The following is a 12,693-nucleotide window of genomic DNA, read 5'->3' as shown; positions in this document are numbered from 1 at the left end:
CATAACCCTTTGAAGAAGAAGCGATTAGAACTATGGGGAGAGTTGTTGCTGCTGCGGTTTACAACGCAGGCAAGAAAGTCACCGCTATCACTCTGGACGAAGGCATAGAGTGGGCCAAAAAGCCCGGCCACTTCGTCTGGATTGGTCTGGAGCAACCCGACGCGCAAGAGCTGAGCAACCTGCAACGCCAGTTCAACCTGCATGAACTGGCCATCGAAGACGCCCTTGAGAAACACAGCCGGCCCAAGCTTGAAACCTTTGGCGATGCACTGTTTATTGTTATCTACTCGCCGGTTCGCCATGAAGGCAAACTGGAGTTCGTCGAAACCCATATTTTTGCCGGCAACGGCTACATCATCACCAGTCGCAATGGCCACTCAGCCTCGTACAAGGCCGTACGCCAGCGCTGCGAGGCGCGCCCGCTGCTGCTCGAGCATGGTGAAGATTTCGTGCTGTACGCCCTGCTCGACTTCGTGACCGAGAGCTATCAGCCCGTCAGCGAAGCCATCCATGCCGAAATCGACCAGCTCGAACAAAACATTCTGGGAAATGCACTCAATGAAGCCGATATCGTGCACTTGCATGCCCTGCGTCGCGATGTGTTGCGATTACGGCGCTATGTGGCGCCCATGGTCGAAATCAGCGAAGAATTGCAGCGCCTGACATTCCCTTTTATCGACAAGAACATGCGCCCGTATTTTCGCGATGTGCAGATTCATGTCACCCGCCAGATGGAAGACCTCACCACCCTGCGCGATATCGCCACGCAAACGATTGAAATCGTCGTATTGCTGGAGTCATCACGCCAGAGCATTGTGCAGCGCAAATTCGCAGCCTGGGCAGCCATTCTGGCCTTCCCCACTGCAGTGGCGGGCATTTACGGGATGAACTTTCAGAACATGCCGGAGCTGAGCTGGCATTACGGCTACTTTGGCGTGTTGGGGTTTATTACGCTGGGGGTGACCGGGTTGTGGGTCAGTTTCAAGCGGTCTGGCTGGTTGTGAGTTTCACTATCTGTCACACACAAGACCTGTAGCCGCTGCCACAGGCTGCGATGAGGCACGCAGCGGCCTCCTTATCGCAGCCTGCGGCAGCGGCTACAAATCAATAAGCGTTACACGGTTTCGGTTTGCGGCTTGTGCGAAACGAACCGCATCATCCACTCGGCAACGGTGCGGCCATGATGGTCTTGCTCCAGGCTGGCGATGCCGGTGCTGTAGATCTGCGCGCCCAAATGCTCCTGGCGCAGGTCAAGCAAGGCGCGTGAGTAGTCGTGGATAAACTCGGGGTGGCCCTGGAAGCACAGCACCTGATCGTTGATGTGGTAGGCGGCAAATGGGCAGAAATCGCTGGATGCAATGACTGTGGCATTGTCCGGCAAGGCCGTTACCTGGTCCTGATGGCTGATCAGTAGCGTCAGTTCCTCGACCACAGGGCTCATCCAAGGCGCCTTGGCCGCCAGTTTGTACTGATGGGTGCCAACGCCCCAGCCCTGGGTGGCACGCTCGCTCTTGCCGCCCAACAGCAGCGCCAGCAATTGATGACCGAAGCACACGCCGATCAACTTGTCGCCACGTTCAAAGCGGGTCAGCAGGTAGGCCTTCAGGGTCTGAATCCAAGGGTCGGTGCCAAATGAGTCGGCTTTACTGCCGGTCACCAGATAGGCGTCGAAGGCCTGGTCGTCTGACGGGTACTCGCCATGCATCACGTTGAACACACTGAATTGCGCAGCGATCGGCTGCGTGGAGAACAGGCGCACGAACATTTGTCCGTAGCCCTGATATTGATCAACAAACTCTGGACGCAGAATGTCGGTTTCCAGAATGCAGATGCGTAGCGACATAAAAATACCTGGCACGATAAAAGCGAAAGTAATGATGACAACTGGTCAGAGCCTGCCTTGAAAGGGTATTTCAAGGCAAGTACTGAACGTAGTAATAGCCTGTCCCGCCCTGAGAAAAGTACGCCTTGGCGGGACGAAAACACCCCGCTCCACGCTCCCGGACGAACGGTAGGGCACTAAGGATATCGACTGTAAACCTGCCCATTGCGTCTAGCTGCGGGGTGACAGCGCAAGCCAAGAAACCCTAATAGCTTTTTAGAAACCTACTGCACTTGAATGATGTAAAAGGGTTCTAAGCCATATCTTATGAGGGCTCTAAGGTTAAACCTGTCGCGGGGGGCGAGCTTTTTCAAGGATTGGTGCCCTTGTCGCTGGCATTGTCGTCCAGGAATAACAAAAAAGGCAGATAGCCATGTTCAAACATACGAAAGTACGCCAGGCCGGACTCATTCTCTTTGCTACCACCTTGCTGCTGATCTTGCCGAACTTGACCAAGGTCATCGGCTAAAGACTCGCCCGGATGCCGAAGGCGTGCAGCCCCTGTGCGTCTTCGACGGCCATGGGTTACTGCACGCTTGAATGACCTCGCTTAAAACCAAAACGGCCAGCCCAAAGGCTAGCCGTATATACACCGCACGCGTATCAATTCAACAGGCCACGCACCTCCTGCTTGACGCCCCAGCCTTCAATAATCCCGCCCAGCGGAACCACTACCGCTTCAAAGTCCTGCTCAAAATCTCCAATACCACCATAGGTGGCGTACATCACTTTGCTTAATTCCAGATACCAGGCGCCGTCATCACGCACATTGATCTGTGCATTCAAGGATTCACCACAAAATTTACCTGCAGCTCTGCGCGCCCGCTCCTCGTCCGGGAAGATTGCGTAAAACTCGATGGGATGGATGCGTGAAAAATCAAAACCGCCTTCTTTCATGCGGCGCAGCACATAGCTGCTGAGGTCTTCTTGATGGGCTGTGCTCATGAAACGTCCTCCTCGCAATGGATAGACATTCAGCGCTTCCCTTTCGGCTGCAGGCAGGCCGTGAAAAGGGAAGAAATAAGCATGTAGCAAACAAGATCAGAGCCAGTCGATTACTTCGCTGGTCTGGATGCAGAGTAGCCCCAGGGCGCAGCGTCTGCCAAGGGGGCAAGCCATGAATTTCAACAGGTTTAACCTTTGCCGGGAAAACCGGCGCCCGGTACCCGGACAGATGCGCTGCCCAGGACCAAGCGGCCCACACCAAGGGTTACGGCTTTTCAGCGCGCTCCTTAAGCCCTTTGAGGGTGTTGAACGGAGCATCGACCACAAACTTGTTGGCCAACCAGGACGGCACGCTGCCACCCGGCTCGGTGTGCACCTGATAAGTCACTTCTGTCAGGTTGTCGCCTTTGGGCACAAGCTTCCAGAAGCCATCGACCTGGGCAACCCGTACAAAGCCCTTTTCTTCCGGGATGTAGGTCGGCTGCCCTTTGAGGGTACGGGTCAAGCTGCCATCGGCCCCTTGAACAGTGGTCACCAGCAACACCGAGTCACGCGGGGTTACCGGCCACGGCGTCTTGAACTGGGTGTAGGTCCAGCTCTGGTCGCCTTCATGCTTGAGCAGCTTTTGCGATTGGCACTCATGAATCCAGGCACAGGCGCTCGCCACGTCTTCCTGCAATTTGCTGATCTTGGCCAGTGGCGCCTTGATGGTGGTCACCCCCTGATAAGCCTTGTACTGGGAGCCGGCAACTTCGCTCAACGACACCTTGATGCCGTCCTGATCCTTGGCGACCTTCCAGTTTTCAGCCTGAGCCACGCCCACCAGCAGAACGCTCAAACCACATACCAATGCCACTCGATGCAACGAACCCATTGTCTTATTCCTTATTGTTGAAGGTCTGTTCACTGGACACAAACACACTACGCCGCGGTCATCTGCTCCCACCAGCCGATCAGGTTGATGGCTTCTTCACGGTTACTGCCGCACACCTCGATGTCTGCCTTGAAGTCGCCACACACCGCGGGACGCTCAGGCTGACCGAACAAACCGCACAAGTAGTCGACAGAAAGATGCAGGCAGCGTTCCCCGGCAGGCTTGCCATTGGGCATACCTGGCAGCGGTGTACTGATGGAAGGGGCTATGCAGCAAGCGCCACAGCCTTCACGGCAATTCATGACGTTAGCACCTCATTCGGGGCAAAGTGTGTTGATGACAAAGGATAGTACTCGCTGGAACAGGTGTTTGAAATTGACCGTTCAGCAGAATGTGCCGATAAATGACAGTGACTGAATAGTCAGTTTAGAAGCCCGTTTTTCAGCGCTCGACACTTATTGTTTGAACTCGAAATCCAGCGCTGCGCCTTCGATTTCATTGTGCCGGGCTTCATTGCGCAATTGCAGGTTCATCTCATTACTGAGCAGGCGTCCGTTGAGCTGAAAAGGGCTTTCTTCGGCTGCTTTCTCACCAAACATGTTAGGCAGTAATGGTTTGTGCGCGGGCATCGGGACAGCGCCAAGAGGATGGAGCTGCTTGACCATTTCGGGGGGCAGTCGCAAATCGAGGTGTGCGGCGGGCAAAGGATTTTTGGCGATCTCATGGGCCGACCTGGATTTTGAGGCCACGGGCGCACGCTTCTTGACCGGAGCTTTTTTCTCGCTGGCCACCGGCTTTGCGGGTGAATGGACCGTTTTTTTCTCCGCGGAGGTCGTTACAGGTTGCACTTGGGCCGCTGTCGCAACAACAGCATTAAGCGCACTCAAAACGCCCACTAACAGCAGGCCCACACAATATGTCGCTTTCATAACTCCCACAGTTTTAACCGTTCAGGTGCGTATGCTCGCGCTTTACGCACAGGGTGACAAGGTGATTATGGTCAAAAGGCCATCCCTGCGGCTGCCGCGCTTCCTCCGTAGAGGCCCGAGGCTTCCTGGCAGAGCTGGTTGGCAAGCATGCCCAAGGTCATCAAGGCCCGATCGGCTTCGCGGTTCCAGGGTATGGCGCAGTTTAGTCGTATGCAGTGATTGAACTGCTCAGTGTTACTGAAGATCAGCCCCGGCGCGATACTGATGCCTTGTTGCAGCGCCCGCACATGCAGTTCCTGAGTATTGACCCGGCCCGGCAAGCTGACCCACAGGATAAAGCCTCCGCTAGGGCGTGACATCTGTGTGCCTTCAGGAAAGTGCTGCTGAACAGCCAGTTGGAACGCACTCAGGTTCTTCCTGTATTCCTGGCGGATGAAACGCAAATGGCGGTCGTAACCGCCATTTTCAAGGTAAGCCGCCACGCCCATCTGCGTCACGCTGCACGCCGAATGGGTGGTGAAGGTTTGCAGGCGCTGGATTTCCTGCTGAAACTTGCCCGCGATCATCCAGCCAATACGCACACCGGGGGACAAGGTCTTGGAAAAGCTCGAGCAGTAAATCACCCGATCCAGGCGATCGTAGGCTTTCAAGGCCTTGGTACGACCGACCTCGAACATCAACTCGCCATAGATGTCGTCTTCGACGATCTGGATATCAAAATCGGAAGCCAGACGCAGCAACTGCTTTTGCCGCTCTTCGGGCATCGTCCCGCCTAATGGGTTACTCAGCCGCGTGGTCAACACCAGGGCCTTGATCGACCATTGATTGGCCGCCAGTTGCAGGGCTTCAAGGCTCATGCCGGTCGCTGGGTCGCTGGGGATTTCGATGACTTTCAAGCCCAGCAGGTCAGCCAGTTGCAGCAGCCCGTAGTAGGTGGGGGACTCCGCCGCAATCAGGTCGCCGGGGCGGGTCAGCACGCGCAGTGACATTTGCAGGGCATCGACACAGCCGTGGGTGATGATGACCTCCGAAGGGTCAACCACCACGCCAGCATCGCGCATGCGAATTGCCACCTGGCGCCGCAACGGTTCAAAGCCCGGGCTGAACATATAGCTGAACGCCCGCGGGCTGTGAAAGCGCGTGACCTTGGCCAGTTGCTGATGCAGCGCCCGCACAGGCAAGTAATCGACACTGGGCACGGCCGCACCCAGCGGGAACACGCCTTCACGGCGGGACTCGACCAATACCTGCTGGATGATACTGCTCCGAGTGACCAGGCCTGGACGCTCTACACGGGCGATATCCGGGGTGGGAGCGGTCAGGGCCGGGGTCTGGTGCACGTAATAACCGGACTGCGGCCGCGCCCGAATCAAACCCTGATCTTCCAGATTGGCGTATGCCTGCAACACCGTGGCATGGCTGACGTTGAGCTGAGAGCTCATCTTGCGTACCGAAGGCACGCGCTCGCCTGGCTGATAAACGCCACGCCGAATATCCTCAGCCAACTGCTGAGCGATACGTTGATAGAGCAAAAGGTTGGTCATGGCGCAGCACTCGATGTTCAGGCTTTATTTTTGTGGAGAACAATACCGGAACAGTTTAGAAGTGTACGGGCACAGTTGTCACTTAACTAAGCCGTACAGGGTGTGCGCGGGTGGGAACTGTATGGGTGCGGATTAGCCACCCACGTAGCAGCTGCCGAAGGAACGAGGCTGCGTTCGGCGACGTAGTCGTCGCAAATCAGGCACCTCGGTGTGTCAGCGATATTGAGTACTTAGGTTTACGACGGCTGCGCCGCCGAACGCAGCCTCGTTCCTTCGGCAGCTGCTACAGGGCTTCAATGAAGCCCTTCGCTGCGCGCTTTAGCGAGCAGCGCCCAACTGACCTTTGTCGTCAGAAAAAACGATTTCGACACGGCGATTCTGGGCCCGACCGCGTTCGGTAGCGTTTACGTCCACCGGGTACTGATCGCCATAGCCTTCAACCTGGATGCGCTTTTCGTCGATCCCCAGGTCAACCAACACATCCGCCACAGCCTGCGCACGATCACGCGACAGCGTGAGGTTGTCCTCCTTGCCGCCAGTGCTGTCGGTGTAACCCTCGATGCGCACGATGCGCTTGGGGTTCAGCTGCAGAAACTGCACCAGTTTGAGCACCGTACGGTTGGCCGAGTTTTTCAAATCGGCTTCGCCCGTGTCGAACAATACGTCGCCCAGGGTCATGACCAAACCACGATCAGTCTGGGTAGTGGCCAGGCTAATGATTTGTTCTTCCAGCCATTGGCCCTGTTGCTGAACGCTCAACAACTTGGCTTCGCGCAAGGCCAGCTGCAGGCGCTGACGCTCGAGCTCGAGCTTGGCCGCACGTTCTTCGTTGAGCACCTGCTGCGTATGCTCGCGGGCAATTTCACTGTAGCGCTGGCTCACATAGGCGTAATGCGCCACGTCTTCGCCACTGCCCCAGTAGCTGGACAATCGGTCGGCGCGGGCCAGGGATTCGCCTGCACGAATCACGTCCTTGGGCGCGATGCGCAACACATTGGTGTCTTCTTTTACGGCCTGAAAATCGGTACTGGCCTGTTGCAAGGCCTGAGCGCTGTTGTGATGCCCGGCACACCCGGCCAGGCTGACGCAACCCACCACCAGCACACCCATGAAAGCTCTGGACTTGAGGCTCATTGGGCCTCCGCCAGCTGTTTGCGCAAGCGCGAAATACGGGTATTGAGCACGTTCAATTGTTCCTGGCTTTTTTGCGTCAGCACGCGGGCTTCGGCCAATCGGGCATCAAGCTCAGCCTGTTCAGCCTGCATGCGCGCGTCTTTGTAGGATTCATCTGCCATATCTGCCAGCGCTTGGGCCAGCTTGTCTTCGGCTTGCTTCAGCTCAGCCATATCATCGGCTTTCGCACCTACGGCCTTGGCTTGTTCCAGGGCTTGTTCGGTCAAACGCAATTGTTCATTCGGCGCAGGATCGGCTGCACAACCCGCCAGAGCCAAAACGGCCAGGGCAGCGAAAAGAGGTCGAATTGTCACTAGGAATTCCTACTGTTTTGGGGCGCTGAGCGGTTGTAGCAACTGGGCTTTCCACCGCTCTAGATTGCGTTGCACTGCCGCCTCGGTCAGGCCGGACGCGGGCAATTCTGTCATCTTTTTGGCGAGCTGTCCGCGCAACCAGGGCTCATTGCAGGCCGAGTCATGGGAAATCGCCAAAAACAGCCCCGGTTGATCAATGGGCTGCGGGTGCGCTACCAGGTCATCGACGATGCCCAAGGTTTGCGCAGTAGCCATACCAGCATAGCGGCCTGCCAGTACGTATTCGGCATTGCCAAGCAACAACTGCTGAAACGCCTGGGTCAGGCCTGGTAGGCGCTCCAGGGTTAGTTGGTGCTGGGCAAATTCGTTGAAGGTGTCGCTTAAACGGGATTTTTCCGAAACGGCGCCTGCATGGCCATGCAGGTCAGCCGGGGTTTCGTAGGCCAGGGGCGAGCCCTTGCGGGTCCACACCAAATAATCGTTACGCACCAGCGGGGGGTGAATGTAGTCGAACGATGACAGCCCGCTGACCGTCAGCGGCGCATCCAGCAGCATGTCCATACGCCCGGTACGTACTTCGTCCTGGGCCTGGGCGCGTTTGCCGCCATAGAGCACTTCAACCTTGATCCCCAACTCCTGGCCTGCCAGTTGTATCAGATCGGCACTGGCGCCGATCAAGTGCGCCGGGTCGGCCGGGTCGCGCCACAGATAAGGCGGTGCATCAGGGCTGCCAGTGACGATCAGGCGCTCGCACTTGCCCGCCGCCTCAGACAGCAGTGGCAAAAATGCCAATCCCACTAGCAGCCTGCTCAACTGACGCATATCCATACCCCTTCGCTCCATCCACGCAATTGACACGCATAAAAAAACCCGGTCACCCAGGCCGTGAAGAACGGGGCAAAACACTGAGTGTTCTGCCCTGCCCCACAGCCCCGATAACCGGGCTCTTTATAAGTGAAGCAGCTGGATTAAACCAGCTTCTCCAGCTCAGGTACTGCTTCGAACAAGTCCGCTACCAGACCGTAATCGGCCACCTGGAAGATCGGTGCTTCTTCGTCCTTGTTGATCGCAACGATCACTTTGGAGTCTTTCATACCGGCCAGATGCTGGATCGCGCCGGAAATACCAACGGCGATGTACAGCTGTGGCGCAACGATTTTACCGGTCTGACCGACCTGCATGTCGTTGGGTACAAAACCTGCGTCCACGGCTGCGCGAGAAGCGCCAACAGCAGCGCCCAGCTTGTCGGCCAAGGTGTACAGCAGTTTGAAGTTGTCACCGTTCTGCATGCCACGACCGCCGGAAACGACGATTTTGGCTGCGGTCAGCTCAGGACGGTCCGACTTGGCCAGCTCTTCGCCAACGAACGACGAAGTGCCTGCATCGTGAACCGCTGCAACCGCTTCAACCGCTGCCGAACCACCTTGTGCGGCAACCGGATCGAAACCGGTGGCTCGCACGGTGATCACTTTGACCGGTGCAGTGGACTGCACGGTGGCAATGGCGTTACCGGCGTAGATCGGACGGGTGAAGGTGTCAGCACTGATGACCGAGATGATCTCGGAGATCTGGTCAACGTCCAACTGCGCAGCAACGCGCGGCAGGATGTTTTTGCCGTTGGAGGTGGCAGCAGCCAGGATATGGCTGTAGCCAGCAGCAAGCTCAGCTACCAGCGGGGCAACGTTCTCAGGCAACTGATGCGCGTAAGCCGCGTTGTCAGCCACCAGGACTTTAGCCACGCCAGCAATGTTTGCAGCAGCTTCAGCTACAGCACCAATGCCCTGGCCTGCGACCAGAACGTTGATATCGCCACCAATTTTAGCGGCAGCGGCTACGGTGTTCAGCGTGGCCGGAGCCAGCGTTTTGCCGTCGTGTTCTGCGATTACCAAGATAGTCATGATTAGATTACCTTCGCTTCGGTTTTCAGTTTCTCGACCAGTTCAGCCACCGACTTGACCTTGATACCCGCGCTGCGTGCAGCAGGCGCTTCGACTTTCAAGGTTTTGTTGGTCGAAGCAGTGGAAACGCCCAACGCTTCTGGCGTCAGCACTTCAAGCGGCTTCTTCTTGGCTTTCATGATGTTTGGCAGGGACGCATAACGCGGCTCGTTCAAACGCAGATCCGTGGTGATGATCGCTGGCAAGCTCAGCGAAACAGTTTGCGCGCCACCGTCAACTTCACGGGTCACGGCAACCTTGTCGCCCGCCACTTCAACTTTGGACGCGAAAGTGCCCTGACCGTAACCGGTCAGCGCAGCCAGCATCTGGCCGGTCTGGTTGTTGTCGCTGTCGATGGCCTGTTTGCCCAGGATCACCAGCTGAGGCTGTTCCTTGTCGACCACTGCCTTGAGCAGCTTGGCCACGGCGAGCGAGGTCAGGTCTTCGGCGGACTCGACGAGAATGGCGCGATCTGCACCCAGTGCCAGCGCGGTACGCAGCTGTTCCTGAGCAGTGGTCGGGCCGATGGAGACGACGACGATTTCAGTCGCAACACCTTTCTCTTTCAGGCGTACGGCTTCTTCCACAGCGATTTCGCAGAAGGGGTTCATCGACATCTTGACGTTGGCGAGGTCAACGCCGGAGTTGTCCGCTTTGACGCGTACTTTAACGTTGTAATCGACCACTCGTTTGACAGCTACAAGAACCTTCATGGATTCCTCGTTACTCTCCGGTGAAAAGAAAGTCGCCTAGGCGAACCTGGCGGTTGATGCTCATCAGCACAAGGGCACCTCCAAAGATCGTTGCAATGCCCTTCTTATATAAAGAATGACGAGTGCCAAGTCCTTCTCTTGCGACCGCCTATCAGGTGTGACTAACAAGTCATACACCAAAAGGACGTGTAAACTCCGCTCAAAAAATGGCAGGCTCCTACAGGCTTGTGCCTATGCCCTGTCTTTAGAGGTGCTCTTGAAACCAACAATCAGCCTACGGCGAGCGCAAAACCGCCCGTATCTTGACCGGAACGCCTTTTGCGGTCAATACAGCAAATGGGCCAGTTTTGAGCCGCGTGTCTTTGATTTATCTGGCTTGCAGCGGATTCAAACAAACGTTTGTATTGGACGCTGCTAGTGGTGTAGATATAATGCCCGCCCATCAGAGAGAGCGGTGCGTCATCCATTGCATCTTCAACCTCAGGGTCGAGGGAATAATGGATGAAGCGCCAAACCTCCAATTAGAAAAATACCGTTGAGCCTTGAGTAGGAGATAGCCTGTGGAACGCGAATACATGGAATTCGACGTGGTCATCGTCGGCGCCGGCCCTGCCGGTTTGTCCGCCGCCTGCCGCTTAAAGCAGAAGGCCGCCGAAGCCGGTAAAGAAATCAGCGTCTGCGTGGTTGAAAAAGGCTCCGAAGTCGGTGCTCACATTCTATCTGGTGCTGTTTTCGAACCTCGCGCCTTGAACGAATTGTTCCCGGACTGGAAAGAACTGGGCGCACCGCTCAACACTCCAGTGACCCGCGACGATATCTATGTACTGCGCAGCGACAGCACCGCGACCAAGGTGCCTGACCTGTTTGTGCCTAAAACCATGCACAACGAAGGCAACTACATCATCTCCTTGGGCAATCTGTGCCGCTGGTTGGCGCAACAGGCCGAAAACCTGGGCGTAGAAATCTACCCGGGGTTTGCCGCTCAAGAAGTCCTGTTCGACGAAAACAACGTGGTCCGCGGGATCATCACCGGTGATCTGGGCGTTGACCGCGAAGGCAACCCGAAAGAAGGCCTGTACACCCCCGGCATGGAACTGCGTGGCAAATACACCCTGTTCGCCGAAGGCTGCCGTGGCCACCTTGGCAAGCAACTGATCGAACGCTTCAAGCTCGACAGCGAAGCTGATGCCCAGCACTACGGCATCGGCCTGAAAGAGATTTGGGAAATCGATCCGGCCAAACATCAGCCAGGTCTGGTCGTTCACACGGCTGGTTGGCCGCTGGATATCATCAGCAGCGAAAACACCGGCGGCTCTTTCCTGTATCACCTGGAAAACAACCAGGTCGTTGTCGGCCTGATCGTTGATCTGTCCTACAGCAACACCTTCCTGTCGCCGTTCGACGAGTTCCAGCGCCTCAAGCATCACCCAGTGCTCAAGCAATACCTGGAAGGCGGCAAGCGCATCAGCTACGGCGCCCGCGCCCTGGCCAAAGGCGGCCTCAATTCACTGCCGAAAATGGTCTTCAGCGGTGGCGCACTGATCGGTTGCGATCTGGGCACCATGAACGTGGCCAAGATCAAGGGCAGCCACACGGCGATGAAGTCCGGCATGCTGGCGGCAGAGGCTGTGGCAGATTCGCTGCTGGCTGACTCCGAAGGCGGTGACGTACTCAACACCTACGTAGAAGCATTCAAAGCCAGCTGGCTGTTCGACGAACTCTTCGCCAGCCGCAACTTCGGCCCGGCGATGCACAAGTTCGGTCCGATCATGGGCGCGGGCTTCAACTGGATGGATCAGAACATCTTCGGCGGCAAACTGCCGTTCACTCTGCACGACACCAAGCCAGATTATGCGTGCATGAAGCTGGCCAAGGACTGCAAGAAGATCGACTACCCGAAACCCGACGGCAAGCTCAGCTTCGACAAGCTCAGCTCGGTGTTCATCTCCAGCACCAACCATGAAGAAGAGCAGCCGTGCCACCTCAAGCTGCGTGATGCGAGCATTCCAATCAGCGTCAACTTGCCGCTGTACGATGAGCCTGCACAGCGTTACTGCCCGGCTGGCGTGTACGAAGTGATCACCCAGGAAAGTGGCGAGAAGCGCTTCCAGATCAACTCGCAGAACTGTGTTCACTGCAAAACCTGCGACATCAAGGATCCATCGCAGAACATCACCTGGGTTACCCCGGAAGGTGGCGGCGGCCCGACTTACCCGAACATGTAACTCATAAAGGCTCCTTCGGGAGCCTTTTTATTACCACCCAATCCTGTAGCAGCTGCCGAAGGAACGAGGCTGCGTTCGATTGCGAAGCGATCGTAAAGCCTGAATCTACGCCTTAACTGATACACCGCAGACTCTGATCTCACGACGGTTCCGCCGC

Annotated in this window: 13 protein-coding genes; 2 read left to right on the top strand and 11 right to left on the bottom strand. The window is 56.6% G+C overall.

The window, feature by feature from the left end:
- Positions 1–32: 32 nt before the first annotated feature.
- Positions 33–1,004, top strand: coding sequence for a magnesium and cobalt transport protein CorA (locus U5A05_RS06910; RefSeq protein ID WP_261741383.1), 972 nt, complete (start codon positions 33–35; stop codon positions 1,002–1,004).
- A gap of 110 nt (positions 1,005–1,114) precedes the next feature.
- Here U5A05_RS06910 and U5A05_RS06905 read toward each other — a convergent pair whose 3' ends face one another.
- The 11 genes from U5A05_RS06905 to U5A05_RS06855 all read right to left on the bottom strand — a co-directional run bounded on the left by U5A05_RS06905 (position 1,115) and on the right by U5A05_RS06855 (position 10,311).
- A complete protein-coding gene (locus tag U5A05_RS06905; protein ID WP_261741382.1) occupies positions 1,115–1,843 on the bottom strand; it encodes an amidotransferase in 729 nt (242 codons plus the stop codon).
- A gap of 642 nt (positions 1,844–2,485) precedes the next feature.
- Positions 2,486–2,827, bottom strand: a complete 342-nt coding sequence (locus tag U5A05_RS06900) for a ribonuclease E inhibitor RraB (protein WP_019827425.1) — start codon at positions 2,825–2,827, stop codon at positions 2,486–2,488.
- Positions 2,828–3,092: 265 nt separating this feature from the next.
- A complete protein-coding gene (locus U5A05_RS06895; protein ID WP_261741381.1) occupies positions 3,093–3,701 on the bottom strand; it encodes an START domain-containing protein in 609 nt (202 codons plus the stop codon).
- A 47-nt stretch (positions 3,702–3,748) separates the two neighbouring features.
- Positions 3,749–4,003 carry a YkgJ family cysteine cluster protein gene (locus U5A05_RS06890; protein WP_048358771.1) on the bottom strand — a complete coding sequence of 85 codons (255 nt, stop codon included), beginning with the start codon at positions 4,001–4,003 and terminating at the stop codon, positions 3,749–3,751.
- Between the two features lie 153 nt (positions 4,004–4,156).
- Positions 4,157–4,630: a translation initiation factor 2 gene (locus U5A05_RS06885; protein WP_261741380.1), complete on the bottom strand. Its 474-nt coding sequence runs from the start codon at positions 4,628–4,630 to the stop codon at positions 4,157–4,159.
- Between the two features lie 71 nt (positions 4,631–4,701).
- A complete protein-coding gene (locus U5A05_RS06880; protein WP_261741379.1) occupies positions 4,702–6,174 on the bottom strand; it encodes an aminotransferase-like domain-containing protein in 1,473 nt (490 codons plus the stop codon).
- Positions 6,175–6,492: 318 nt separating this feature from the next.
- Positions 6,493–7,308, bottom strand: coding sequence for an OmpA family protein (locus U5A05_RS06875; protein ID WP_261741378.1), 816 nt, complete (start codon positions 7,306–7,308; stop codon positions 6,493–6,495).
- Positions 7,305–7,661 carry a DUF4398 domain-containing protein gene (locus U5A05_RS06870; protein WP_261741377.1) on the bottom strand — a complete coding sequence of 119 codons (357 nt, stop codon included), beginning with the start codon at positions 7,659–7,661 and terminating at the stop codon, positions 7,305–7,307. The genes U5A05_RS06875 and U5A05_RS06870 overlap by 4 nt, the downstream gene beginning before the upstream one ends.
- A gap of 9 nt (positions 7,662–7,670) precedes the next feature.
- Complete coding sequence (locus U5A05_RS06865; RefSeq protein ID WP_321835992.1) at positions 7,671–8,489, bottom strand: substrate-binding periplasmic protein; 819 nt, start codon at positions 8,487–8,489, stop codon at positions 7,671–7,673.
- Between the two features lie 140 nt (positions 8,490–8,629).
- A complete protein-coding gene (locus U5A05_RS06860) occupies positions 8,630–9,559 on the bottom strand; it encodes an electron transfer flavoprotein subunit alpha/FixB family protein (protein WP_321835991.1) in 930 nt (309 codons plus the stop codon).
- Positions 9,560–9,561: 2 nt separating this feature from the next.
- Complete coding sequence (locus tag U5A05_RS06855; RefSeq protein ID WP_321835990.1) at positions 9,562–10,311, bottom strand: electron transfer flavoprotein subunit beta/FixA family protein; 750 nt, start codon at positions 10,309–10,311, stop codon at positions 9,562–9,564.
- 560 nt (positions 10,312–10,871) lie between these two features.
- Here U5A05_RS06855 and U5A05_RS06850 point away from each other — a divergent pair.
- Complete coding sequence (locus U5A05_RS06850; RefSeq protein WP_321835989.1) at positions 10,872–12,536, top strand: electron transfer flavoprotein-ubiquinone oxidoreductase; 1,665 nt, start codon at positions 10,872–10,874, stop codon at positions 12,534–12,536.
- Positions 12,537–12,693 lie beyond the last annotated feature (157 nt).

Origin of the sequence: Pseudomonas kulmbachensis (assembly GCF_963681935.1) — a bacterium.
Classification (GTDB): Bacteria; Pseudomonadota; Gammaproteobacteria; order Pseudomonadales; family Pseudomonadaceae; genus Aquipseudomonas; species Aquipseudomonas kulmbachensis.
Note: the sequence above shows the minus strand (reverse complement) of the source record. Positions and strands in the feature narration are given on the sequence as shown.

Coding starts and splice junctions, on each gene's coding strand:
- U5A05_RS06885 (WP_261741380.1), bottom strand. CDS start 4,630: ATGAAAGCGACATATTGTGTGGGCCTGCTGTTAGTGGGCGTTTTGAGT.
- U5A05_RS06910 (WP_261741383.1), top strand. CDS start 33: ATGGGGAGAGTTGTTGCTGCTGCGGTTTACAACGCAGGCAAGAAAGTC.
- U5A05_RS06855 (WP_321835990.1), bottom strand. CDS start 10,311: ATGAAGGTTCTTGTAGCTGTCAAACGAGTGGTCGATTACAACGTTAAA.
- U5A05_RS06860 (WP_321835991.1), bottom strand. CDS start 9,559: ATGACTATCTTGGTAATCGCAGAACACGACGGCAAAACGCTGGCTCCG.
- U5A05_RS06890 (WP_048358771.1), bottom strand. CDS start 4,003: ATGAATTGCCGTGAAGGCTGTGGCGCTTGCTGCATAGCCCCTTCCATC.
- U5A05_RS06900 (WP_019827425.1), bottom strand. CDS start 2,827: ATGAGCACAGCCCATCAAGAAGACCTCAGCAGCTATGTGCTGCGCCGC.
- U5A05_RS06865 (WP_321835992.1), bottom strand. CDS start 8,489: ATGGATATGCGTCAGTTGAGCAGGCTGCTAGTGGGATTGGCATTTTTG.
- U5A05_RS06875 (WP_261741378.1), bottom strand. CDS start 7,308: ATGAGCCTCAAGTCCAGAGCTTTCATGGGTGTGCTGGTGGTGGGTTGC.
- U5A05_RS06895 (WP_261741381.1), bottom strand. CDS start 3,701: ATGGGTTCGTTGCATCGAGTGGCATTGGTATGTGGTTTGAGCGTTCTG.
- U5A05_RS06905 (WP_261741382.1), bottom strand. CDS start 1,843: ATGTCGCTACGCATCTGCATTCTGGAAACCGACATTCTGCGTCCAGAG.
- U5A05_RS06880 (WP_261741379.1), bottom strand. CDS start 6,174: ATGACCAACCTTTTGCTCTATCAACGTATCGCTCAGCAGTTGGCTGAG.